The organism is Ktedonospora formicarum, from assembly GCF_016587355.1.
GTDB classification, from domain to species: Bacteria; Chloroflexota; Ktedonobacteria; order Ktedonobacterales; family Ktedonobacteraceae; genus Ktedonobacter; species Ktedonobacter formicarum.
In genome coordinates, this window is record NZ_BNJF01000004.1 from 864,450 (window position 1) to 888,454 (window position 24,005).

General features: G+C 50.9%; 17 protein-coding genes and 2 pseudogenes. 9 read left to right on the forward strand and 10 right to left on the reverse strand.

The window, feature by feature from the left end; genetic code table 11:
- The first annotated feature begins 272 nt into the window (after positions 1-272).
- Together K3T82_RS35505 and K3T82_RS50405 are read left to right on the forward strand one after the other, a co-directional pair.
- Positions 273-1,142: an alpha/beta hydrolase gene (locus K3T82_RS35505; protein WP_220198206.1), complete on the forward strand. Its 870-nt coding sequence runs from the start codon at positions 273-275 to the stop codon at positions 1,140-1,142.
- 19 nt (positions 1,143-1,161) lie between these two features.
- Positions 1,162-2,081 (forward strand): annotated as a pseudogene (locus tag K3T82_RS50405) (NADP-dependent oxidoreductase).
- A gap of 260 nt (positions 2,082-2,341) precedes the next feature.
- Here K3T82_RS50405 and K3T82_RS35520 read toward each other — a convergent pair.
- The 3 genes and pseudogenes from K3T82_RS35520 to K3T82_RS35535 form a co-directional block, all read right to left on the reverse strand.
- Positions 2,342-3,256 (reverse strand): NmrA family NAD(P)-binding protein, encoded by a 915-nt coding sequence (locus K3T82_RS35520; protein ID WP_220198209.1) that lies wholly within the window; start codon positions 3,254-3,256, stop codon positions 2,342-2,344.
- A gap of 191 nt (positions 3,257-3,447) precedes the next feature.
- Positions 3,448-4,439: pseudogene (locus K3T82_RS50410) on the reverse strand (carbon-nitrogen hydrolase family protein).
- A gap of 171 nt (positions 4,440-4,610) precedes the next feature.
- Positions 4,611-5,078 carry a MarR family winged helix-turn-helix transcriptional regulator gene (locus K3T82_RS35535; protein ID WP_220198211.1) on the reverse strand — a complete coding sequence of 156 codons (468 nt, stop codon included), beginning with the start codon at positions 5,076-5,078 and terminating at the stop codon, positions 4,611-4,613.
- A 333-nt stretch (positions 5,079-5,411) separates the two neighbouring features.
- Between K3T82_RS35535 and K3T82_RS35540 the strand changes: the two genes are divergently transcribed.
- A complete protein-coding gene (locus K3T82_RS35540) occupies positions 5,412-7,865 on the forward strand; it encodes a reverse transcriptase domain-containing protein (protein WP_220198212.1) in 2,454 nt (817 codons plus the stop codon).
- Positions 7,866-8,246: 381 nt separating this feature from the next.
- Here K3T82_RS35540 and K3T82_RS35545 read toward each other — a convergent pair whose 3' ends face one another.
- Together K3T82_RS35545 and K3T82_RS35550 are read right to left on the reverse strand one after the other, a co-directional pair.
- On the reverse strand, positions 8,247-9,131 hold the full coding sequence (locus tag K3T82_RS35545; RefSeq protein ID WP_236031773.1) for an SDR family oxidoreductase: 885 nt from the start codon (positions 9,129-9,131) through the stop codon (positions 8,247-8,249).
- Between the two features lie 168 nt (positions 9,132-9,299).
- Positions 9,300-9,533 (reverse strand): hypothetical protein, encoded by a 234-nt coding sequence (locus K3T82_RS35550; RefSeq protein ID WP_220198213.1) that lies wholly within the window; start codon positions 9,531-9,533, stop codon positions 9,300-9,302.
- Positions 9,534-9,865: 332 nt separating this feature from the next.
- Between K3T82_RS35550 and K3T82_RS35555 the strand changes: the two genes are divergently transcribed.
- Both K3T82_RS35555 and K3T82_RS35560 read left to right on the forward strand, forming a co-directional pair.
- Positions 9,866-10,246 carry a MerR family transcriptional regulator gene (locus K3T82_RS35555; protein WP_220198214.1) on the forward strand — a complete coding sequence of 127 codons (381 nt, stop codon included), beginning with the start codon at positions 9,866-9,868 and terminating at the stop codon, positions 10,244-10,246.
- A gap of 259 nt (positions 10,247-10,505) precedes the next feature.
- Positions 10,506-11,360, forward strand: a complete 855-nt coding sequence (locus K3T82_RS35560; RefSeq protein ID WP_220198215.1) for an alpha/beta fold hydrolase — start codon at positions 10,506-10,508, stop codon at positions 11,358-11,360.
- 210 nt (positions 11,361-11,570) lie between these two features.
- Here the strand turns inward: K3T82_RS35560 and K3T82_RS35565 are convergent, their stop codons facing one another.
- Positions 11,571-13,694, reverse strand: coding sequence for a WD40 repeat domain-containing serine/threonine protein kinase (locus tag K3T82_RS35565; protein ID WP_220198216.1), 2,124 nt, complete (start codon positions 13,692-13,694; stop codon positions 11,571-11,573).
- Between the two features lie 402 nt (positions 13,695-14,096).
- On the opposite strand from K3T82_RS35565, the gene K3T82_RS35570 reads away from it, so the two are divergent.
- Complete coding sequence (locus tag K3T82_RS35570; protein ID WP_220198217.1) at positions 14,097-16,346, forward strand: PAS domain S-box protein; 2,250 nt, start codon at positions 14,097-14,099, stop codon at positions 16,344-16,346.
- Between the two features lie 779 nt (positions 16,347-17,125).
- Here the strand turns inward: K3T82_RS35570 and K3T82_RS35575 are convergent.
- Entirely contained in the window at positions 17,126-19,750 is a 2,625-nt protein-coding gene (locus tag K3T82_RS35575; RefSeq protein WP_220198218.1) for a tetratricopeptide repeat protein, read from the reverse strand.
- Positions 19,751-19,959: 209 nt separating this feature from the next.
- On the opposite strand from K3T82_RS35575, the gene K3T82_RS35580 reads away from it, so the two are divergent.
- The 3 genes from K3T82_RS35580 to K3T82_RS35590 all read left to right on the forward strand — a co-directional run bounded on the left by K3T82_RS35580 (position 19,960) and on the right by K3T82_RS35590 (position 21,951).
- Positions 19,960-21,177 carry a WD40 domain-containing protein gene (locus K3T82_RS35580; protein ID WP_220198219.1) on the forward strand — a complete coding sequence of 406 codons (1,218 nt, stop codon included), beginning with the start codon at positions 19,960-19,962 and terminating at the stop codon, positions 21,175-21,177.
- Between the two features lie 32 nt (positions 21,178-21,209).
- The gene (locus K3T82_RS35585; protein ID WP_220198220.1) at positions 21,210-21,515 is read left to right on the forward strand and encodes a hypothetical protein; all 306 of its coding nucleotides are present in this window, start codon (positions 21,210-21,212) and stop codon (positions 21,513-21,515) included.
- 226 nt (positions 21,516-21,741) lie between these two features.
- On the forward strand, positions 21,742-21,951 hold the full coding sequence (locus K3T82_RS35590; RefSeq protein WP_220198221.1) for a hypothetical protein: 210 nt from the start codon (positions 21,742-21,744) through the stop codon (positions 21,949-21,951).
- On the opposite strand, the gene K3T82_RS35595 is transcribed toward K3T82_RS35590, so the two are convergent.
- Genes K3T82_RS35595 through K3T82_RS35605 form a run of 3 tightly spaced genes read right to left on the reverse strand, consistent with a single transcriptional unit; the run spans position 21,942 to position 23,997 of the window.
- A complete protein-coding gene (locus K3T82_RS35595; RefSeq protein WP_220198222.1) occupies positions 21,942-22,181 on the reverse strand; it encodes a gas vesicle protein GvpG in 240 nt (79 codons plus the stop codon). The genes K3T82_RS35590 and K3T82_RS35595 overlap by 10 nt on opposite strands.
- Before the next feature lie 14 nt (positions 22,182-22,195).
- Positions 22,196-22,957 carry a GvpL/GvpF family gas vesicle protein gene (locus K3T82_RS35600; RefSeq protein ID WP_220198223.1) on the reverse strand — a complete coding sequence of 254 codons (762 nt, stop codon included), beginning with the start codon at positions 22,955-22,957 and terminating at the stop codon, positions 22,196-22,198.
- A gap of 29 nt (positions 22,958-22,986) precedes the next feature.
- Positions 22,987-23,997 (reverse strand): GvpL/GvpF family gas vesicle protein, encoded by a 1,011-nt coding sequence (locus K3T82_RS35605; RefSeq protein ID WP_220198224.1) that lies wholly within the window; start codon positions 23,995-23,997, stop codon positions 22,987-22,989.
- Positions 23,998-24,005: the final 8 nt, after the last annotated feature.

The window sequence follows — 24,005 nt, forward strand, 5'->3', positions numbered from 1 at the left end:
GGAAAATATCGGGACCGTTTTGTTGCTTAGTTTCCATATGGTAACTGTATCACTTTTTGGTTACATCTTACAAGATACAAGCTTTTTGGGTAGAGTTGTCACAAGTGATATTACGTTTCGGTTGGATGAGAGCAGGTGACGTGAATGGCCTGGTCATCCACATCAGCCACTCACATCTCGCTATCCTTATTGAAAGAGAAGGTTTTCTTATGTCTAGCTTGGAAAGTGCGCAGATTCGCTCCTACCTGTAGGCTCGTCAGGGCGCACCACAGATGTCATTAGCGGAGCAGCGCGTCGACTATGAATTATTAATTGAAAATTACGTCGAACATCCAGTTCCATTGCCTGAAGGGACACGCGTCGAAGCGGTTGATGTGGATGGACTATCCGCAGAATGGATACATCCTTCTGATGCTGACGCAGAACGTGTGGTGCTTTTTCTGCATGGCGGAGGCTATATTCTTGGTTCGCTCAAGTCGCATCGTGATCTGGTTGCACGTCTGGCAAATGCGTCTGGTATTCGGAGTCTGCTGTTTGAGTATCGTCTCGCGCCTGAACACGTTTTTCCTGCCGCCTTAGACGATGCCCTGACTGCCTATCACTGGTTACTTGCCAATGGAACAAAACCAGAGCATATCGTGCTTGCAGGTGACTCTGCAGGTGGTGGCCTGCTTCTCGCCTTATTGCAAACCTTGCGAGAGAAGAAGAGAGCTATGCCAGCTGCAGCTGTACTTCTTTCGCCCTGGACAGATCTGGTCGGCACAGTTGAGAGCCGGGGAACGCGTGAAGCTGCTGATCCCATCTTTTCTGCGCAGACCATGCACTTTCTGGCGAGCTTCTATCCGGGTCCTGAAGATACACACAATCCGCTCATTTCTCCAATATACGCAGACCTGCACAACTTCCCACCCCTGCGTATTGATGTTGGTCATGATGAAGTCCTGTTGGATGACTCCCTCAAGATCGCCGAACATGCCAGAGCTGTACACGTGCCGGTCGAGCTGGCTGTATGGGATGACATGTGGCATGTCTTTCAGCAATACGCCTCCGTCTTGCCGGAAGGACAGCAATCACTTGAGCAGATAGGCAGGTTTATCCGCCGCCACACCCAATTGTCAGAGCGCCTCACACAAGATAAATAGAGAGAGAAGGAAGAACATCATGCCAAAAGCAGTTAGATTTCATCAGTATGGCGATATCGACGTATTGCAGGTCGTAGATGTCGAGCGACCTGTGCCAGGTCCAGGTCAGGTCCTTGTCAACGTCAAGGCTGCCGGCATCAATCCCGGCGAGGCATCCACCCGCAAAGGCCTGCTTCATCAGCGCTGGCCTGCGACCTTTCCCTCTGGACAGGGCAGTGACCTGGCTGGTATCGTTGTCGCTATTGGCGAAAGGGTGCAAGCATTTACCGTAGGCGATGAAGTGATTGGCTTCACACACAATAGAGGCAGCCACGCAGAGTTTGTCGTTGTTGAGGCCAGTGACCTGATCCATCGTCCCCTCATATCTCCTGGGAGGTAGCTGGCTCACTGTTTGTCGCCGGGACAACAGCCTACGCGGCCTGTCGTGCTGTCTCGCTTCAACAGGGCAGCACCCTCGCCGTCTCAGGGGCCGCTGGCGGTGTCGGCTCGATCGTGGTCCAATTAGCAGCACGAGCGGGCGCAAAGGTGATCGGCCTAGCTAGTCCGGCTCATCATCAGTGGCTCAGCGACCACCATGCCATCCCAGTCGCCTACGGAGAGGGCATCGAGGAGCGCCTTCGAGCTGCCTCTGATAATCACCTCGATGCCTTTATTGATACCTTCGGTGCCAATTATGTCGAACTCGCTCTGAGTCTTGGTGTCCAACCAGAACGCATTGATACCATCATCAATTTTGCTGCAGCCGAGAAGTATGGCGTCAAGACTGAGGGTAACACTGAAGGAGCCAGCGCTACGGTACTGGCTAATCTTGCCCAACGTATCGAAAGGCGAGAACTGGAAATTCCGATTGCCCGCTCCTATCCCCTCGCCAACGTTCGCGAGGCGTATCGCGAGTTAGAGCAGCGTCATGTTCTCGGCAAAATTGTGCTCGTTCCCTGAGGGAAGAGTATACCTGTCACCAGGGGCAGGGTAATGAGCGAAGGTAGTGAGAGGGGAGCTCTCAGAAGATGCTTCCCCTTGCCTGTAGGGCATTCAAACTGTCTTGTGACAACTCGATGAAAAACGAAAACAAGCATATCGATTCTTGAGCACGAGACTTCACTCATTCCAATCACCAGTGTGTTCCCCTTGTTTTCTGCAATACATCGTCCTAGACAGCACTTCAGTCGTTCCACATAAACGAGTCAATCCGTGGTCTCTTACCGCGTAAATTCAGCAGCATGCAGCTTCACGAAATCGTGCGCACTTGTCGGCAGTTGGCCTGTAAGCTTGAAAACGTCATCTGTCATACGGTCGTAGCGCCCCTGTGCATGGAGGTCGGCCATCACCCCAAGATGGTTGACAAGATGCCGAGGGACCCCTGCCTCCCGAAGGCTATCGGTCCACTGAGGAAGTGGTACATCGCGATAGCGGATCGTTCGGCCGAGTGCCTCGGAAAAAACACGCGCATAGTAGTCTAGATCGCCCACCTCATAGCCGGTCAGATTATACACATAGCCGATGTGCGGGAACGGATCGTCCAGGATGGCTGAGACAGCGCGCGCCACATCGACCGCTGAGATCGGCGAGGTTTTGCCGCCACCCAGTGGTAGAGCTAACTCGTCGGTTTCCCGGACGGAAGCCGCAGCCAGAAGCAGAAAGAAACTTTCGAGGAAGACTGTCGGTCGGACCGTGACGACTGGCAGTCCCGACCAGGACAGGGCCTGCTCTGCCAGCCAGTGCATCTTTTGCTGTGCGCTATCTGTAGTCTCAGTAATGCTCATCTGTGAGACCGTCATCTGCGACATGTTCACGAACACCTCGACGCCCTGGTGGCGCGCTACTGCGGCGGTATTCATCGTGGCTTGCAGATACTCCGCAGAGACAGACATTCCAAAATAGATGCGCGTGCATCCCTCAATCGCTCGGTGCATCGAGGCGAGATCTGTCAGATCTCCCCGAACCACCTCAGCACCGAGCTGGCGCAACGATTCCGCGCGCTCGTCCTCCCGCCGAACCAGGGCGCGGACCTTGTGCCCTCGGGCGAGGAGGAGTGTAGTGAGAGTGCGACCGATTGCGCCAACCTCGCCTGCAGCTCCGGTCACAAGGATTGGGCTGTCATGTGTCAATTTCATAGTTCTCTTTCTTCCTTTGTTATTGTTTTTCAACAGGTAGGAGGAGTCTGGAAGTTGGTGTGTGCTCGAATCTGCTTGTCAGCGGACAGGGCACCTCATGATGGAGACTCAGCATGTGGTCAGGTATCTGATGCATCCCCGCCTACGACTTTATCCAGCGTGGCAGAGGCTGGCTTGGACGAGCGGTGGGATTATAAAACCGTTATGGTTCTCTCCTCGTTGGCAGCTGTGTGCTCGGCCTCGGCCTTCGAGTGAGCGGAGCGTTCATGGATGGGCGACGCTGGCGTCCGATCAATCAACAGGCTAAGCAGCTCGGGGCGACTGTAGTGGCCACGCGCGTCCATGAGTCTCTTGCGGGAGTCGATGAGAGCGAAGTCAAGATCGGCAATCACTTCTCCTTCACCAGTTTTCAGTGGCTCACTAATGATCTGGCCTTCCGGGTTCACAATGGCAGTGAAGCAGCCACCGGAAATTGGCTCGATTGCACACCCCGTATCCTTCATGATTTGGGCCTGCTGATCAGCATCGAGCCACGCCGTTGCGTTGACAACAAAGCAAGCAGATTCGAGAGCGTGCTGGCGGATACTTACTTCCATCTTTTCCGCGAACCGCTGACCGGCAAACGATCCGGGATACATCGCCGAGTGGATCTCCTCGCCATCGGCAATGAGCGCATAACGCGCGAGCGGTTGGAAGTGCTCCCAGCAGGCGAACGCCCAACGGCGCTCTGGGCGGCACGTAGACCCGAGCCGTCGCCCTGACCCCAGATCATCCGCTCCTGATAGGTTGGCGTGACCTTACGGCGGCGCTGGATCAACGTCCCGTCTGCGTCAAAGAGCAACTGCGTATTGTAGATTGAGCGACCATCGCGCTCATTGACGCCAATCGAGACGACCATGTGCGCCTCCTTTGCAGCCTCACTAATTGCATGGGTTTCGGCAGACGGGACGGTGACTGACTCTTCGAGCAGACGTTGATGCTCCTTCCCTAACAACATGTCATACGGGGTTTGCACAAAAGAGAAATAGGGGTAGTAGGGAATGACGGTCTCGGGGAAGGTTGCGAACTGGACGCCCCGCTTACCCAACTCACGGATCTTCTTCACGACTTTCTCAACCGTTCCCTGTCGGCTGTACAGCACAGGGCTGATCTGCACGGCGGCGGCTTTCACAATGGTGCTCATGGTATATGTTCCTTTCAGGTTGAAATGATGGTTTTGTAATATTTTGCGTTGTATATACAACATAAAAGGCCGTTTCTTTAAAGGGGGACGTAACGGGCTTGCATACTAATTATTGTATATACAACATTGGATATACGGTAATTACCTGCCTGATACGTTGGTTGGCTTACACTACTCTACGAGTTCGTCAAACGAGATACTGTTGGCCACATCAACAATGGCAGTCGCACCTTCCTCGCCGAGTAACTGTTTAGCTTTCTCCTGCACTGCTCGCCACGCAGGTGCTGCCGAAACCAGTAATTCTCTGCCAGCCTGCGAGAGGACCAGTGGACGGCTTCGACCGCCCTCTTCAGGAGCCATTTCTTCAACCCACCCCTCAGCTAGAAGATGCGCAAGATTGCGTGTCAGTGTCGAGCGCTCCTGGTAGTTGGCGCGTCCAATCTCAGCGCGACTTGCTCCTCCAAGCTTTGCAATGACCACAAGTAATGAGAACTGGGGAGCATTGACGCTATAAGGCCGAAGGGCCTGATCATACATGTTGGTAATGATGCGTGATATGCGGCGCGTGCGAGTGAGCAGGCAATCGCGTATGATCTCGCCAACCACACCGGCCTCGGCTGTCTTCGTCTCTGTGCTCATTATCCTGATCCCTACTATAGTGTATATACAACATCCGTCCTGATCCCTACTATAGTGTATATACAACATCCTGTCAAGACCTGGCACTGAGGAGCATTCCTGGGTTTTGTTGCGAAAAAGGGCAGCTTTGGAGAAATCTGAATGGCAACCAGAGAAGACGCACTCAGGGGAAGCGGGAGGCAGGAACCGGGGCTGGTGACGGCTCCAGAAAATCCCCCAGTTTCAACCATGGGAATCTGTTACACATTTCCATGAAATGCCCTTAGAACAGGAATAAGCCAATGAAGGAAAGCTATAACTTCTTCTCTATTTCTTCATTGAAGGATAAATGCTATGATGACAAAGAACGAATATTTAATCGCGCAGATGAAACTCCAAGAGCTACGTCAACAACGCACGCGGCTCTCGCAAAGCTATGCTGAGTTAGAACAACAAGTAGAGCACACACCAACGAAGTTGCAGCAATTACATACGCTCTTTACAGGTTTGCAGCACATAAAAATGGCTGAAATATCGCTACACCCAGATGTCGCGAACCTGGAACCCCTACTCAACGGCCCGCAACACTCGGAAGAAACCATCTCTTTCTGGCACAAGCATTTGACAAAAGAGTTACCTCAAGGGCGTCTCCGTTCGGAACTGATCTATATTTTCGGAGCTTTACTCGAAGAATGGGTTCAGGAAAAGAGCCAGGAAAGGACTCCTGATCCTGCTGGAGTTCAAACATGTGCACAATTCTTAGAGTTAGCTTGTGAGTCAGCACGACCTGCCCCCAATCTCGCGCTACTGAAAGAACTCTTTGCAGAACGCAATGACACTGGAAGAGACATCGCGAGATGGTTTCAACAGTTTGGTGGGACACTCTTCCAAGAACGTATTACCACCTCAGAGGTATGCAGCGTCCTCGAACACCTGAGTAACAGCCCAATGCACACAGCCACCACTCGTAAGCATGCAAAAGATTTTTTGCGAGATAAAGTGATGTGCAAAGAGATGGCTGAAGCGCTTTCTCTCCTCCTTGCTCGCTTTGATGAGTGGGACTGGCCGAAAGAGGGTGTCAGTGCCTTCCCACTCTGGACAATGAATAAGTGGCGCCTATTTATTACTTATGATCTCTTTACAATGTGCTTTCTGGAAGTGCTAGGATCACGTCTGCACAATGCTTTTCAGCAGTTTTTGGCAACTGAGCAGTTAGAAAGAGAGAAACAGCTCAGTGAATTGCTAAAAGCACCTCCTCATGAGAATGAGGACGTTCTCTTCCAACAGGCAATGCATCACTATCGACTCGCCAATAGCGACATCTGGGCCAATTCCCGTCCACTGCCAGAGACGCCACAAACATTGAAAAATCTGCAATCATTCTTTCAAATTGGCCACTATTACTCTATTGCCAAACAACGCCAACACCTCCGTAAGAACTTGCAAGAGGCCAGCACGACGCTTGATAGCTACGGAGACCATCAAGAGATTGATGGAATAGGAACAGCTCTGCAATACATCAATGCCGAAATCCAGTTGGCTCAGGCCGCTTTTCCACAAGCCCCCCTCTATGTGCTCAAACTTGATATAAAAGATTTCTACCCTACTCTCTCCCATGACCTTCTCCTCTCCATCCTTGAACTATACGGCTTCTCGCCACGCCAGCTTGCTTTTTTTCGTAAATTCTTACAGGTTCGTGTCCGTAAAGGAGAAGGTCAGGAGCGTTTTCAACAAGGGGTACCTCTTCACCACCGCTTTTCGAATGTCTTGGGAGAGATGGTATTGCATCTGCTGGATCAGCATATTGTACGCAACGCGCGAGTACAGATCATTCGTCTAGTTGATGACATCTGTATCCTGACACCAGAGGGCGAAGAAATAACCAAAGCCTGGCAAGCAGCACAAGAATTTTGCCGGGAGACCGGTCTCGCTCTCAATTCCGAAAAATGTGGTGCTGTCTGTATTGGTGGCAATTTACCTGCCCAACTCCCTCAATCATCCCCCAGATGGTTGCAAGTAAAATTAAACCAGGATGGGACATGGGAGGTTGATATGGAGGCATTTGCCTCCTATCTGGAAAAGGCGCGGCAGCAAGTCTTACATTACTCATCGCTGCTCACACAAATTGAGGTCTACAATCTTCATGTGAAACACCTCATTCGCGCAACGGCAATGGAATCGGATCTAGGTGAGGCTCATCGCCTAAGCACTATAGGTGCAGCCGCTCACTTCCATAAAGCGTTCTTTCAAGAACATCAAGGCATGATCGAGGCACTGCGGCAGGCAATCCAGGAGCGTTTCCTCCATCAAGATTCGATGCTCAGGCTTCCTGAGGACTGGTTTTACTGGCCCATCACCGCTGGTGGTTGTGGCATGACTCACGCTATGATTATGGCCTCTGGTTACGCAGAGAGCCATTCCACCATAGAGCAGAGGACACCACCTTCGAAGCGCCCTGCCAATTGGCAACAAGAGTATAATGACTGGCTCCACTTCTATACCTCTTTTATCAAACAGATTCACTTGAAGGAACCAGTGGCAACCAAAGGGATGGAGATTCTGGTGAATGATTTCATCCATCGCAGCAATGAGATGGGAAATAGCGAGCAGAAAACACTGGGAACGTATTGGCGCTGGATACTCTATATCTATGGTCCACAAATACTCGATCATCTGGGTACGTTCCGCTTCCTGAGCACAGAATTGGTTCCACTTCAGATTATTCTTCAACACTATCAGTATGATCTCAAATCTGAGAGCAACGATTCTCTCGACAATCTAGGAGACCTGGAAGAACATCCCTTCTAAGGCTCCATTTTAGATGGAGTTCATGCAATCAAACTGCGGAGTTGTCTTCTCAATCTCTACTATTGAGAACTTCTTACCCGAAAAAAAGCTCCGCAAGACGGAGCATAAGTGTTTTGCGAGGGAGACAAAGATGGGTAGTGCCATCACCCTCGCAAAATCTGTGTGCCTGACGCCTTTCCAACGATGAACGAGTGCCTAAAGAGGTTGCAACTGTGGTGGAAGATCACCATCTGCGGCGGCTCTCAGGACCACTGCAGATTCGTCAGCATCATACGGGTCTGATCCGCCACCCATCGCCTCTAGAGTACCTGTGAGGCGCTCGAATTTGCCCACTTTCCCATAAAAATTGCGCCACCAATGTTCCTTCAGCTCTATCTCTGATTATTTTTCTGGGATGAGCTTTCTCAGCTCGTTTTGATGAATCAACGCCTCAGAGATCTTCCAGAGCTGCTGGCGAATTGCCACATCGTAGGAAAGCCTGGAAGATTGGGTCTGCTTACAGTTGGAAAAGTACTTCCCACTCACTTTTTCAACTGCAGGTGAGGTTGCCAGATAAAGCGTCGTCTGCGCTCCTCTCTCGACATTTTTCCCGACAACACAGTAAATTGCGCCCCCAATGACATGCGCAATGCCTTTTAGCCCGTCGTTAAAGTTGGAAGCAATCACGCCAGGATGGAGGGCATTAACAGTAATGGTAGTCCCCTCAAGTCGGCTGGCTAGTTCGTACGTAAAGTAGATCTGCGCCAGCTTAGACTGGCCATACGCTTTCCCAAAGCTATATCTCTGTGTCCCTTGAAGATCCGCAAAATCTACTTTCCCTTGGGTATGCGCAAGTGAACTAACATTCACGATGCGCGCTGGTGCGCTGGCCTTCAAGACATCCAGCAGAAGCTGAGTAAGCAGAAAGGGAGCCAGATAATTCGTTGCGAAGGTAAACTCTAGCCCATCAGTAGTAACCTTGCGCTCGCTATGAATTCCTCCAGCATTATTGACCAGCACGTGAAGCTGTGTATAGCGCTGTTTGAACTCATTGGCCACACGGCGTACCTGGGAAAGTTCCGAGAGGTCTGCAACGAGCAGATCCACCTGAGCGTTCCCGCTTGCCTTTTTGATCTCCGCTTGGGCAGCTTCTCCCTTCGAACGATTACGGCACACCATCACCACGGTTGCACCCATTGTGGCCAGTTCTCTCGCCGTTACTTTGCCAATACCTGAACTGCAGCCTGTGACCAGGCACACTTTACCCTGCATAGTAGTCTTCACCATGGTAGTTCGCTCCTAGCTGAAAATATTTGTGGAACTTTCCTGTTGCGACAAAGTGGGGTTTTGGCTGGATAGTCTGGATAGAGTCCAAACACCCCTCCAGAACTCTTCTCCAAAGGTTCTGCAAGATGGTGTGAGAAAAAAAGGTGTTGCCTCACCGTGAGCGGGCATCTAATCGAGGGCTCGTCGTTCCTGATTCTGACGTATTGTGGCTTTCATTATGGCAACTATCGTTTCATTGTTGAGGCTTGCATATCCCTCTTCAAGCAAGTCTGTCCAGGCTTGCTGAAGATCAAGAGCGTAGAAATTACTCAGCCTCATCAGTTGAATGAGTGCATCTGCAATATTGCGTGTAAAACGCACATTTTCTACAGGCAGCGCAAGCTTGCCTTCTATAGTCATCACATCATCTGCCAATCTTCCCACAACAGCAGCCAGATGGGTAACAAGCGGACTCCCGTCCCCACGGTCCGATTACCGCATGAAAACGCTGTGATAACTCCCGGGTATCGCTCATCATCTTTTCGAGTTCCATTGTGTTGTTGCCTTTCTCCATACAAATGTAGACAACCATATCTCACAAACCGTATCTCAAGAGAGTAAAACCAGCACAGAACAGTCGGGGCTCATCGTTGCAGCCCCTTCTATTCTTTCACCATTGACAGAGTGTTGCTCGATGTTTAGAGTGTAAACTATAAAGTATACTTGAAGGTCAAGTCTTTTTTATGGAGATTTCTATGAAAATCAATGAGTTGGCAAAAAAGACCGGCTTGACACCGCCCACTATTCGCTTTTATGAGAAGGAAGGGCTGCTGGATACCCGCCATGTTCAACGTGGAGAAAATAACTACCGCGACTATTGCGAGGAGGCAGTTAATCATCTTCTAATGATCAAGGAGGTTCAGGCAGCAGGTTTCACCTTAGCCGAGTTCAAAAAGCTTGATGATGCTTGTAATGCGGAGGATGAGTTGGTGACCCAAAGGGCCGCGATGTTCCTTCGGCAAAAAATTGCTGAGGTTTCCGAAAAAAGAGCAGAATTGGAGCGCGTCCAAATCTACCTTACTGGCAAATTGGCGGAAGTGCTGCAGGAAGATACGGCGTCTGTTTCATTGCAATAGTCACACCAATGTCCGTGGATTTGACTGGCTCTTTTTTATCTGTGAGAGATATACGCGAGCTTTCTTTTAGAGAGGCAGATCATTCGTGGCGCTCACAGCAAACGACAAGTACTGCTGGATTTTACCTAAGCTAAAAAAACAGGTAGGACTTCACAAACCGATGAAGTCAGGACGTTCCCATGCTCTATACAGGGCCTTTCCTGACCGCTTTCGATGCTATCATTTCAAGAGAGTCATCTGAAAAGAGGAGAAAAGTACCATGTCAAACACAGAAAGCATCCAGACGGGCTTTGCAGAGGTCAACGGCACCACGTTATATTATGAAATTGCCGGTACAGGCCATCCCTTCGTTCTTGTTCATGGCCACCTTTTGGATAGAAGATCATGGGACGAACAATTTGCCGTCTTCGCAGAGCGATATAAAGTCATTCGCTACGATCAGCGGGGTTTTGGCGATTCCGGGCTAATTACGCAAGGAGAATCATATTCTGATCGTCAAGATCTCTATGAATTGATGCAATTCCTAGGCATTGAGAGCGCTTATCTGATGGGAGTGTCTGGAGGAGGCGCGTTGGCGATCGATTTTACGCTTGAACATCCTGAGATGGTCGATGCGTTGATCCCGGTCACCGCAGGCGTCAGCGGATTTCGGCCATCCAAAGAAGTGATGCAAAAGCATCCAGATGTAGTGCGTCTGTATACGAGCCTGAATGAAGCCTTTGAGAAACACGACATCGCACAAGCCGTTGAGGTCTCGTTGGAATTGTGGACGGATGGGCCTGGTCGGCTTCCGATGCAGGCGGCACCCTCCGTGCGTGAGCGAGTACGCGAGATGACGACACGTAACTGGGAGCGCCCAGATGATGAGGCGCAGGCCCAAACACCGCCAACGCCCTTGGAACCACCAGCGGTTGGACGTCTGTCGGAGATTAGCGTGCCGACGCTAGTCATTCTCGGAGAGTGGGACGCACCAAATCCGCTGGAACAACTGGCAGCAGAGATCCCAGGAGCGAAAAAGGTGGTCATGGCTGAGACCGCACATCATCCTTTTCTAGAGAAACCAGCCGAGTTCAACCAGAGCGTGTTAGATTTTCTGGGGCTGCGAAGCGTGTAGCAGACAAAGAGGCAACCCTGTGACATCACGTCCTTTCATTAGTCCTTTCCTCGAAAGACGGCCAACAGAGTCCTTTGCAAAGATATACTGATAAACGCCAATGCATTTCGGTGTTTTCATTCCTTATAGCTCGACCTCTTCATGGGTAGCGAGGTCGAGCCCCTCTTTCTAAAAGAGCTTCCTGCTCTGTTGCTCATAAGCAAGACGCTATCAGCCAAAGCTACTTTCCCCAATGATATCAATAGGAGATGCTACACCTGCTGAGTTGAGGATGACAATGCTTTGAGCATCTTTGGGCCAGGAGACAGCGACGATAAACTGGTACATAGCTCTCACACTAAGACTGACGCCCATCTGTACATCCCAAAGGGTAAGCCAGGAGGAGGTTGCAGAGACGAGATGCTTTCCGTCCGGGGACCAGGCCACATCCGTGATCTTTTCATGTGCCTGCATGGAACTCAGAATCTGTAGCTTGCCATCTCTGAGAGACCAGATCCGCAGATGTCCCTGCGAATCATAACAGGCAAGCATGGTATTATCGGGCGACCAGGCTTTAAGATAATCCGATGAGGTCACAGATCCTGATGTACTTATCAGCGGGCTGCCAGAATCCTGCGCATCCCAGACATACAACTGATTCCCACTAATAGCGGCAATAGACGCTCCATTGGGAGACCAGGTCAGAGAAGTTATCCGATTCTGTATGCCTCGGTAGGAGCGTACTGTTTGGCCATAATTGAGCGAGTCGCGAATAGAGATCATATGCTCAAAGTTCGCCTCACTATTACTCCCTGCACTGGCAAAATATCGGTGATGAGAGGACCAGGCCAGAAGAGAGTTGGTAGATCGATCTTTCAGGTCAGGCACATGGTAAGAGAACATCTGCTTACCCGCCGCCTCAAGATCATAGGCGATGATATCACCAACAATATCCGAGATAAGCAAACATGAACCATCAGGGGAAAGAGCGAAGTCATAGGGCGCATACTGCAACTGATTCTCTATGAGAAGAGTACCGGAGGCTTTGTTCATCGCGAAAATGTCAAATTTGTCATTATACACGATAACCGCTTTTTCCCCGCCAGAGGCAAAGGCCGCGAAACGCACCTGGGTATCTTTAGAGAAAGATTGGGAAGGAGCCGGGGCAGCATCAATTACTGGCTGCGGCCTGCGCGAAAACAATCTTCCGGAAAGAGTGCCACCCAAAACAGCAACAGCCGTCGCTCCGGCGGCAACACCGAGAATCGAACGGCGCGTTAGGCCCTTAGCCGGTTTTGGCTGCGGGTGTCCTGGAGGTGCCTGCACCTGAACCTGCCCCATACCAGGCAGAGGCGATGGACCCACAGGAGAGGTCGCAGGAGGAATAAAGATAGATGGCCTGGATGGCTGGATTGTAGGTTGAAGGCTGGCAATTTCGCGCAATGTATTTTCAACACGTGTGATCGATTCCGGTCGCCTCTCAGGGTGGAGCGAGACCATAGACATAACCAGGTCCTCAAGCTGGGTCGCCCCAGGTAAGGCGGTGAGACGCAAAGGAGAGAAATTGAAGGGATTGTCGGCGGGATCTATGCCGGAGAGAAGATAGTGCAGGAGCGCACCCAGGCTATAAACGTCCGAGCATGGCGAGGTCTGGGCCTTCCCATACTGCTCTGGGGCAGCATAGCCTGGCGAGCCGAAGGGAACGGTATCCCTGATCTGGCCAGGCTTAAAATGCCGTGCGATACCAAAATCGATGAGATAGAGCTTACGCCTTATCGTGAGCATAATATTGGCGGGCTTGAGGTCACGAAAAATAATAGTTGGTTCGCGCGTATGCAAATAGTGGAGAACGTTACAGAGCTGAAGCGCAAGATCGAGCGCCTCAGGTAGCGGCAGAAGCAGTTCCAGGGCAGTGGGTGAACGCGTAGCGCATATTCGTTCAAGATAGGCTTCCAGAGTCTCACCATCAATAAAATCCATGGTGAGATACCAGTGCTCGGGATCAGTGAAATGATCAAAGACGCGAGGAAGACTTGAATGCTTGAGACTGGAGAGGAGCATGACTTCGCGGTTAAAGGCATCCGTTGCTTCAATAATCTGCTGAGAAGAAAGCCCCCGCAGGTTAATTTGTTTCAGGGCCAAAATGGCGTCATGAGAATGAGTATCAGCAACTTTATACACAGCACCAAAGCCGCCAGTTCCAAGCTGGGAGAGCAAGCGATAGCGCCCATGAATTAAGAAGGGCTGCTCATTCTCCATACTCTCAGTCAGAGATTGATCACAGGCAAAGCAAGCAATTTGGTCTACAGCATTGGCAGCTCCGCATTGAAGACAGTAAAGAACATCCGTTTGCATACATATATTCCTATTTCTATTCCTCGCAGCAAATAACCATATCTATATATCTTAAAATAAAATTGATGAAATGTGTGTGGGTCATGTGACCTATTTCGGCTCGCAAATTCAAGCGAATTCTCTCATAGTACAGTTACGCGAGAGTGTAAAAGATTCTGATTCTCTCGCATCTGGCGCGCTCAACCATTTCAGAGGGAGAAGAAGAGGCGCGTGCGTGAGTTTGATGTCAGCGATACAATAAGCAGAGAACATTCCATGTGTACATGATTCTGGTTCGTACGATCGGTAAGGTAGTATTCCATGTCGCCAGAGGCTCTGTGGCACATCCTTTGATCCCGTTCACATGTGGGAGAACGCGGTCTTCTGGCGTTCTAGCCAAAGACGAGGAGGTCCTCCCATCTCATGCCGGCATTTTCTTCTCCTCGTCATAAAAAGAGCGGGCAGCCGCAACAAAGGGAGAGCATAGCTGAAGCGCGTTTTCAGGCTCTCGCCCGTGAGTGCGCTGATGTCTTTTGGCTGCTGACTCCCGAGGGCTCCATGCAGCAAGCAGACCTCAGCTGGTCTACGTTTACCGGGCAAGGGCAACCTGAGTGTCTTGGATATGGCTGGCTTGATGCCTTGCACCCTCTTGATCGACCACAGGTCGAAGCAATGCTTCACCAATTGGTCACCACTGGCTCTCTTCAGGAAATCGAGTGTCACCTTTGTCAGGGTGATGGGAGTTATCGTCTGCTTCGCCTGCGTGCAATTCCGGTTTACGAGCCTGTTGGCACACTGCGCGAAGTGCTCATCTGCGGCACCGACCTTATCCAGCATGAATGGTCTGGACGCATGAGTGACGCGTCCCTCCAGTTAGCATTGACCGCATCCGGGGTGGGCATGTGGGAGTGGGATCACCTCGCCCATCAATTGTTCTGGACAGATCAAGAGAAAGCACTCATGGGGTGGCCAGCCGAGGCGACCGTAACCCATGAGCGCTTCCTGACGGCTCTCCATCCCGATGATCGCGATCGCATCAATCGCATGATTGCTCAGGCATTGGCTAAACCACAAGACTATTCCATTGATTACCGTGTGATCTGGCCTGATGGCAGTGTGCATTGGCTCTCCGACCGTGCACGAAGCATCGCAGATGCACAGGGCAATCTGGTACGCCTGATAGGGGCCACAGTCGATATTACGGAGGTGAAGCAGGCGGAGGAGCAGGTTGTTGCAATCCTCGAAAGTATTACGGATGCATTCTCCTATGTAAACAGGCAGTGGCGCTACACCTATATCAATCGCGGGCTGGAAAAGTTGATCGGCAAAAAGCGGGAAGAGGTGGTAGGTCGATCTTTCTGGGACTTGCTTCCCGAGATTGTTGGGACTCCATTCGAGCGCGTGTACCGCGAAGTCATGGAGACACGGCAGACAAGGCATATTGAAGGTTTTCATCCGAGCTTCCGGCGCTGGTTGAATATTCATGTCTATCCAACTCCGGATGGGATTTCCTTCGATTTGCAAGACATTACGGAGCGCAAACAAGCAGAGGGAGCGTTGCGCGAGAGCGAGGCGCGATTTCGCGGACTCGTGGATTCCAATCTCATTGGAATCGCGGTCTCTGATCTAGATGGAACGATTCACGAGGCCAATGATGCCTTTCTCAATCTGGTGGGGTATACCCAGGAAGATCTGGGAGCAGGCCGTATTCAGTGGAGCACACTGACTCCGCCAGAATATCATACGCAATATTTGCAGATCCTGAAGGAACTGCTCACGACGGGAAGGGTCCAGCCCACTGAAATAGAATATCAAGCGAAAAATGGTAGGCGCGTCCCGATTCTGGTTGGCAGAACCCTCTTCCGACAGGAAGGTGCGGGACCTCTGGCGATCTCGTTCGTCGTCGATCTCACTGCACGCAAAGAGATTGAACGGCAAAAAGATCTCTTCTTAGGGATGACCAGCCATGAGCTGAAAACACCACTGGCAGCACTGCGAGGCATACTCCAATTGGTCCAACGACGGATGAAACGCGTAGTCACGAAGGCAGATCATCTCTCTCCAGAGGTGAATGCATTCTTTGAGAAACTGGCGGAGAGTATGGTGGCATCCATGCGCCAGATAGATATGCAAACACGATTGATCAATGATCTGCTGGATGTTTCACGCATCACCGCCAACACCTTGCAACTCTCGCTACGCCGCTGCGATCTGGTCAGCATCGTCCATCAAACTATTGATGATCTGCGAGTAATGGCTCCTGAGCGCGTCCTCGTGCTTGATATCCCGAAAGAAACCAAAATCCTGGTGTTAGTGGATCAGGATCGTATCAGTCAGGTCATAACCAATTATGTCAACAACGCGCTGCGCTATTCAAGCCCCGATCAACCGATTCAGATTGGCTTGACCATACAGGAGGGCCGTGCTCGTGTCTGGGTGCGAGATCACGGACCTGGGCTCTCCGAAGAGGCTCAGCAGAACATTTGGAAGCGCTTCCAACAAGTCAAAGGAGTACCTGTGCTCAGCGGCTCGGGGAAAGGGTTGGGCCTGGGCCTGTATATCTGCAAGACACTCATTGAACAACTCCATGGAAACGTTGGGGTAGAGAGTACCCCTGGAGAAGGTTCCACATTCTGGTTTACGCTGCCACTCGCCCCTGAGGCCGAAAAATGAGGTCTCATCTTCCTCGGAACAGACAATCTTTCGAAGATCCTCGTCTCGTTGGCGGCTAGCACTTCATTCATACACTCGCTTCCAAAAGCATTTAGGGAAGACATTGACGGGTGCACACAACTCGTGCTCAGCGTGTCAGCGCCCCAGGTTCGCGTGGCTCCCACTTATTGGACAACCATTTGGCAGAGCAAAATAACGCTTCATAGAAATGACCAGATTATTTAGCCCCCTGAGAATAGTCAGAAAAGCAGAGCCACTGCCAGCCGGGGTACTGGCAACATTGACGTTCCCAGCTGACAAGCCATTATTGCCCAGTTTAAAGCGCTGGCTGGCCTTTGATTATACCTGGCAAGCCAGGTTAGGGCAGTTTACATCTTCTATCCAGTTCTTTTCCTTCGCCCCCGTCGCCTGGATGAAATCGTTCAGGACGAGCTGGACACCTGGGGAGAACTTTATGCCTCGCTAGGCCAGCGTCTCAATACCTGCTTTTTACCACCAGGGGAATCTGATTCAAGACGTGTTTATGCCGTGAGCGAAACAGATACGTTGGGTGAATATCCCATGCTCGCTGTAGATGTGGATGATCTCCCCTATGTTGGTCTTATGTATCGGCCCATGTCACGAGGATAATCCAGCATGAAATGAGCAGCTATACGTTTCTCTTTCAAGATCCACGCTATGATGCACACCTACAGGAACATGCTCACCATCTCTTCCAGGGGAAAAAGGATATGGAAAGGGGCGACAAAAATTGGTAAGCATATCCTTTTTATTCGAATTCATTCGATCTCGGTCTCTTGAGCTGGTAGTGTCTTGAGCCACTCAGCAACTTTCGTCCGTGTGCGATTTCCGATAACGTCAAGAATAGCAAGGCTCTCCTGACCCAGTCTACGAGCGTCAGAGACATTTCCCTGACGCAAGGCCACGCGTCCCAGGCCAAAGAGCGCCTCGGCCTTATAGTCCTGCAAGCCGACCGATGCGAGTTCATAGACCTCCCCAAATGCAATCTCCGCAATGTTGATATCCAGGCTCGGACAGCGAAGATGCAGCTCGCCCCAATAATTGAGTACCCCGCAGAGCAGCCAGATATTCTTCGTCTGACGCGTCAGATCCAGCGCTTCCTCAAGAGAGCGATAGGCCTGGCTATACTCTTCCTGTTCCAGAAACACGGCCCCTAAATTCCCCAGATCAGCGCAGGCAAACTCTCGATTTTCCATCTGGCGTGAGTTTGCCAGAGCTTCTCGTAAATAGGCTTCCGCCTGCGCATAGTGCCCCAGTTCCATAGCTGTCGCACCTAAATTGCCTAACAAGATCGAGAGTGCATGCCGATATCCAATCGTACGTGCAAGCACAAGCGCCTCTTGCCAGGAGACTTCTGCCTGCGCGTAGTCTCCCTGAAAGCTTGCATTCTGCCCCATACACGTCAACAATTCAATCAGCAACACAACATCCTGCCCCTGACGAACCAGGTCCAGGCTCTCTTTGAAGTAAGTTTCGGCCAACGCATATTGGCCCTGCTCATTTGCCCCGGCCCCTAATGATTTTAATACTGCACCAAGTCGTTGCGTATCACCATGCTGACGCGCAAGTGCAACTCCTTGCTGCAAATACGCATCGGCAGACTGGTACTGACATTGAAAGAGTGCCGTGCGCCCCAGGAGTATTTGCATGTCACAGGTGAGCTCCCAATCCTCATCTCCCTGCATCAATACCAGCCCCTGTTGCAGCTGCTGAGAGGCCTGATCATACTTCCCTTGCTTCAAGGCGACATTTCCCAGATGCAGGAGGATACGGAGAAGCGTCGGCGTCTCCTGTTCACGTTCGGCAAACTCTCTGGCTTTTTCCAGGTGCGTCATGGCAAGCGCGTACAATCCGCGTTCAACCCAGAAGCGCATACTCGCATGTGTCAGCTGTATAAAGTCCGCGTGCAAGCCCAACGTGGTCGCAGCCTCCAGAGCCGCCAGGACGTTGTTGCTTTCTACTTCCATACGTTCATAGTCGGTCTCCTGGGCAGTCACCAACTGAAGAAAATAGGCAACCAGGCGAGCGTATGGAATCTGTGACCGCTGATGGACACGCGCGTAATCCGCTATGACCTGGTGCAATGTATAGCGCCCAATACCGACACTCTCTATCAACCCCATATCGCTCAAGATATCGAGCGTGCTGGTTGACGTGCGACTCACCTCAAGCGCAGCCTCCTCTGAAAAGGTATCGGGTTTCGCCGGAAAGACCGCGAGCGCGCGCAGAGTCTCTTGCGCCTCGGCAGGCAAAAGATGATCGCTCACCGCGAGAATGGACTGCAAGGTAATGGGCTCATTGTGCGATACGGATGGAGAACGTTCGTAGAGCGCCTGGGGAGCACTTAAGCGCAGCCGCTCCTCGGCTGTATGCAAACGCGCCAGCGCGGTAAAGAGGCGGCGTGGCTGACCACTATGCATCTCTACCTGCAAATATTTCCCCACCAGTGTCAGAGCAAGTGGTAATCCACCCACTGAACGTATAAGCTTGTGGGCAGCCTGCGGTTCACAGGCGACCAGGCTCGGAACCAGGCGCTCCAACAAAGACAGGCTCACCGACTCCGGCAACTCCGGCACGGCTACCGCACCCGTTCCTGCGACCTGAAGTGCGACCGTTGAGAAGCGCGTGGTCACGACATATGCGCAATGTGCCCCAGCGATTTTGAAGACCAACGCGTCTTCGCTTCGCCAAACATCATCAAGCACAATCAGCAGACGACGACTCCCAATCGCCAGATGTAATGCCTGTGACCATGCTTCAATACTTGTGAACCTTGCAGCCTCGGCATCCGAAATACCCAGAAGACGGCCCCAGCGACTAAAGACAGCAAGAGGGTTGGGCTGTGTCCCCACGTTTGCCCACAGAAAGCCATCGCGAAAATGATCGAGAATCCTGCTTTGCGTGAAGAGGGCCGCCGCCAACGTCGTTTTCCCGACACCAGGAAGTCCATAGAGGGCACACATTCGCTGTGCGGGTTCCAAACAGAGCTGTGCTGTCAGCGAAGCAAGCATGTCCTCCCGACCCAGGGGCTCACCTGTAGCAGGCAATACGAAGGAATACAGCATATCTTCCGTTCGGGTGGGGTGAAGCGTTCCAGACTCGACGGCCCCTTCGAGCCCCTCTCCAACAGGTTTCTCTTGCAGGAATCCCAATTCATAGGCGTTTTTTTCGAAAAGTTCGCAGAGTTTCTGCCGGTAGTAAGGACTTGGCGAAGCGGTGCCGCGCTCCCAACGACTCAGGTAGTAGTAGTCAGCGCCAATCTGGTTCGCGACATATTGTTGGGACCAACCACGCATCTGGCGTGCCTCCTTTAATTGGTGATTGGGCATTGCTTTCTCAGCACGCTTCTTCGTGGATGTGACCCTCGTTTTCGCATCTGCCATGTGCGGTGTCCTTCCTCTTTGGGCATCTTTACGCCAACCGGTCTTTGCTACACTCTTGCCTTATAAACGCCACATAGTTGCTATACTTGTTGAGCAAATTTCTCTGCCATACTTCCTCTTGTGAAGAGTTTCTCGCACGCTGCCATTCATCATACGTGATCATTCGCAAGCAACCAAAACGACAGACAGACATTGAAAGGATAGGGGTCATGATTCAAGCATCTGGGCGTGTATGTGCCACCTGTGGAACCGCCCTGGCTCCAAACGCCACCTTCTGCTCTCGCTGTGGTCAGCCATATCATCCGACACCAGAGCCCCACAACGGCTCTGGTGTCGCGCCACAAGCCTATGCAGGATACAACACTGTCCCATCAACGAATACCCCTGGAATAGTACGCAAGCGCTCTCGAACGGGCCTCATTATCACGATCCTTCTCCTGCTGGCAATCATCGGAGGGAGTCTCTTTGTGTTCGTTCTCCCGCGTCTTCAGCAGAGCAATAGCACAACATCGAAGAGCGATGTGCCTGCGGTTCCCCACCTTCCAGACATCAAAGCGTATACCTATAGCGGGCATACCTCAGTCGTCTGGCAGGTTGCCTGGTCTCCTAACGGGAAGCTCATTGCCTCTTCTGGTGGCCTCAATGATGAGAGTGTGCAAATCTGGAACGCGGAAACAGGGAAGAAACAGGCACGTTTTCAGGACTCTGCGATCGTGAACGCCGTGGCCTGGTCGCCTGACAGTAAGTATGTCGCCAGTGGAGGGAGCAGTGACACTGTTGACGTGCTCAACGCGACCAGTGGAGAGAGGGTCATGTCGTATAAAGGCCATAAAGATGCGATCCTCTCCATTGCCTGGTCTCCTGATGGAAACTCCATCGCCTCTGCAGGCTATGACAAAACGGTCCAGATCTGGAACGCGGAAACAGGTGACCCCATTCGCACCTACCAGGGACACACCAACTATGTCACCAGTATTGCCTGGTCGCCCGATGGGAAGCGTCTTGCCTCCGCCAGTTATGATGGCACCGTTCAGATCTGGAATGCCTCGAACGGGAGTCTCGCACAGACCTATAAAGGACACAGTGGTCGTGTCTACGCACTCGCCTGGTCTCCCGATGGCAAGCAGATCGCCTCGGGCGGCGATGACCAGATAGTTCGCATCTGGAACGCGCTCACAGGTCAAACAAGCACCGTTTTTAGTCAGCAGAAAGGGAGCATCAGCAGTATTGCCTGGTCTCCTGACGGCAAGCGCATCGCCTCTGCCAGTTATGACAAAACGGTCCAGGTCTGGGACCCAAACAAGAGCCATGTCTACGCCTACACGGCCCATACTGATTATGTGTACGCGGTCACCTGGTCTCCTGATAGCCAATATATCGCCTCTGCCAGCGCTGACCACACAGTCCACGTCTGGAAACCCGAATAAGCTTCATTCTTCGAAGCAGGTATTGTACAGAGATGACTGCCTCCAGACCCGGAAGGACCTGGAGGCGGCAACGGAAAGATCTGGAGGCAGCGACGGTGTGTGCTCATTCCAACCTCTCCTTTTATCAGCCTGCTGTTTTCGGACTTTCTGTTGAGGAGGGGATGAAGCGACACGTTCCTGTTATTCAGGGAATGGTCTTGCTAGCTGTCCAGATGAGCCGCTATACCCATATGCTTCCGCTGGCGGGTTTTTTGAATGAGCAAACGCGCCAGGAATTGACCGAGGATGCCAAAAAGTATGCGCCTCAAACGTTTCAGGCTACAACACAGGGATATTGACATCCTCCCCATGCCTAGAAGGCTGACACTTCTACACAACTATGCGATCTTGAGCAAGAACACGGAAGCGATGCGCTACAGGTATCTCGTTTTTCCCCACGCAAGAGGTGGCACGCGTTGGGTGAAAACGTCACGTGTCTCGCCAAGCTGAAGGCACATCAGTGTGCATCAAGGGGCGTTTTTTCACCACCTGTTCCTCGCATCACGCTGAGGATCTTTTGCAATCATGCATAGTTGTCAAGACGCAGCATGCTTGCCTGATGCTGCTCAATATCCAATCCAACATCGACTCATGACGATGCAGCAAGATCCCACTAGAAAGGTGAGTCCAAACATGTTGGCAGGCAATAAAATCGCCTGTGGACCCGATCAAACGCGGATGGGCGATGTCACTGCTGTATTGGACGGCAACCTTTTACACAGCCTCTATTCTTGATTCTCTCTGACCATGTTGAGCCTTTCCATAAGCTGGGCCTCTCGCTCCCGATATTCCTCCTCAGTGATTTGGCCGTTTTCGTATGAGTCTTCCAGGAGCAGCAACTCTTCCTTTATTTTGGAATCGTCGGTCCATTCCGCCTCCGCCATCTCGGCAATTTTCTTGAAGATACCTATCAAGCCTTTTACCGGAAGCAAGAGGCATATTAACCAACCAGTAAGTATAAACATAGGTAAAGTTCCTCCTACCAATGAATCACGATCTCTACAAAATTGTATGGGACGAGAGATGACGTGTACTTCAATTGTTTTCTCTCCCCATACTCCTCTCCCAGACTATGCACTTTTTCATCAAAAGCACTTTCCCTTTCCCTCAAGGTCAAAAAAGCCGCATTCACTATGTTCATATCTCCATACACTTGATTCTCTTTCCACTTAAGACTGAGCGGCTTCAGGGTCTCAAGTAACGCTGTAGCTTCCTTTTTTTTCTTTTCCTCCAACGCTTTTTGCACCAATTCACCAACTTGTACAGCTCCTGCGTATTTTTTCTGCTTGTCCTTTTCTTTTTCCAATTTCCCCTTTAGTGTTTTAATGTCTTTATGCTCTTCAACTATTTCGGCGTAGGTAGCGTCCTTATCTCTCCAAAGTGCCCTTATTCCAAATTCCATTTTATCTGACATATCCTTGAGCAAATCAACAAATTCCTGATAGCGATCTTTCAGCACTTTCTCTATGATTGCACCCTCGCTTTCGGCAATCGTACAAAATTTTACAGGTAAAACTGTGCCTTCTTCTACCGCTTTGTCCAACACCTTCGCGTGTGCAAGCGCATTATCCCTGGTCACTGGATATTTGACGACGGGAGAGCAGGAAATGACTGCTGCAATATCCTGGTACGGTAAGGTATAGACGAGATCGTCTCTGCCGCCAATACCGATTGGCCCCAACTCTTTTTTTGCTCCGTCTGCCAAAATGCCGTAGAGATAGCGTCCTTCTTCGTTATTCATCTTTTTTCCCTTTCGTCATTTTGTTGGGATCAGCTATCCCATTGAACGTCTTCTTTCCATCGATAGACTTCTGTGTGTATCAGCCCACCCTCAATGAAATTTCGTAGCGTTCTGTGAGCATTTTGAATCGCCTGAAACTCCATAGAGGTCTCTCCACCTGCTTTATCTGGATGGTATTTTTTTGCAAGCTGATAATATGCATCGCGAAGAGATTCGTCCGTTATCTCTCCAGTCAAACCAAGCGTTTTTTTCGCCGCTTCGATTTCTTCTGGATCAATTCTTTTAAAAAGAATTGTGGAGAAACTATATGGGGGAAGTGGGCCTACCACACGAAAATAGACGGTATTCTTCAACTTTTGATCCAGGGAATGAACGGCAGTATCAAAATCCTCCTGCTTCTTCTTCTCCAACAAGAAGGCAGCGTTAAAGATCATCTCATCATTCATCAGGTCGTGCAGGCAAATATCTACTGTTTCTTGTTTAAGATCTTGCAATATCAATTGTTGATATTTGTTCTTTTCTTTCTTCAGTGCTTGACCAATTAATTGACCAAGCAGAACCTTATCCTCTACACTCACCTGCTCACCTCCCGATGCAATTTTCTGTTGCACTTCGCGAAGCTGCTTGTCTTGGCCAACAAGAGTTGCAAGAATTGATGGTGGCTCCCATGTGGCGACCACATCAAGCTCTACCTTCCCCTCCACTTTGTCTAACTCATCTTTCAGCAAAGCATAACCTTTTTCCAGGAACTCGGTAACTTGAGCTTCGTTTTCTACCATAGTCCCAAATTTCACTGGTAAGGTGATAAATTGGCCCATTACTTTTTCTATGGCCCGTTCGTGGGTGGCCAGATCTTTGATGACTTTCTCTTTACTAATGGAGTCATAGACCATCAATGGATTGTGGGAAATAACAGCGGCTATATCCTTAAACCCTATGGTCAGGACGTGAGAAGCCGCGCCATTGATAATGCCAATTGCGCCAAACTCTTGGGGCTCGCTCGTTTTAATAATGCAGTAGATATAGATGCCATCTGGCATAATTTTTC

Coding starts and splice junctions, on each gene's coding strand:
- K3T82_RS35505 (WP_220198206.1), top strand. CDS start 273: ATGTCATTAGCGGAGCAGCGCGTCGACTATGAATTATTAATTGAAAAT.
- K3T82_RS35520 (WP_220198209.1), bottom strand. CDS start 3,256: ATGAAATTGACACATGACAGCCCAATCCTTGTGACCGGAGCTGCAGGC.
- K3T82_RS35535 (WP_220198211.1), bottom strand. CDS start 5,078: ATGAGCACAGAGACGAAGACAGCCGAGGCCGGTGTGGTTGGCGAGATC.
- K3T82_RS35540 (WP_220198212.1), top strand. CDS start 5,412: ATGATGACAAAGAACGAATATTTAATCGCGCAGATGAAACTCCAAGAG.
- K3T82_RS35545 (WP_236031773.1), bottom strand. CDS start 9,131: ATGGTGAAGACTACTATGCAGGGTAAAGTGTGCCTGGTCACAGGCTGC.
- K3T82_RS35555 (WP_220198214.1), top strand. CDS start 9,866: ATGAAAATCAATGAGTTGGCAAAAAAGACCGGCTTGACACCGCCCACT.
- K3T82_RS35560 (WP_220198215.1), top strand. CDS start 10,506: ATGTCAAACACAGAAAGCATCCAGACGGGCTTTGCAGAGGTCAACGGC.
- K3T82_RS35565 (WP_220198216.1), bottom strand. CDS start 13,694: ATGCAAACGGATGTTCTTTACTGTCTTCAATGCGGAGCTGCCAATGCT.
- K3T82_RS35570 (WP_220198217.1), top strand. CDS start 14,097: ATGCCGGCATTTTCTTCTCCTCGTCATAAAAAGAGCGGGCAGCCGCAA.
- K3T82_RS35575 (WP_220198218.1), bottom strand. CDS start 19,750: ATGGCAGATGCGAAAACGAGGGTCACATCCACGAAGAAGCGTGCTGAG.
- K3T82_RS35580 (WP_220198219.1), top strand. CDS start 19,960: ATGATTCAAGCATCTGGGCGTGTATGTGCCACCTGTGGAACCGCCCTG.
- K3T82_RS35585 (WP_220198220.1), top strand. CDS start 21,210: ATGACTGCCTCCAGACCCGGAAGGACCTGGAGGCGGCAACGGAAAGAT.
- K3T82_RS35590 (WP_220198221.1), top strand. CDS start 21,742: ATGCATAGTTGTCAAGACGCAGCATGCTTGCCTGATGCTGCTCAATAT.
- K3T82_RS35595 (WP_220198222.1), bottom strand. CDS start 22,181: ATGTTTATACTTACTGGTTGGTTAATATGCCTCTTGCTTCCGGTAAAA.
- K3T82_RS35600 (WP_220198223.1), bottom strand. CDS start 22,957: ATGAATAACGAAGAAGGACGCTATCTCTACGGCATTTTGGCAGACGGA.
- K3T82_RS35605 (WP_220198224.1), bottom strand. CDS start 23,997: ATGCCAGATGGCATCTATATCTACTGCATTATTAAAACGAGCGAGCCC.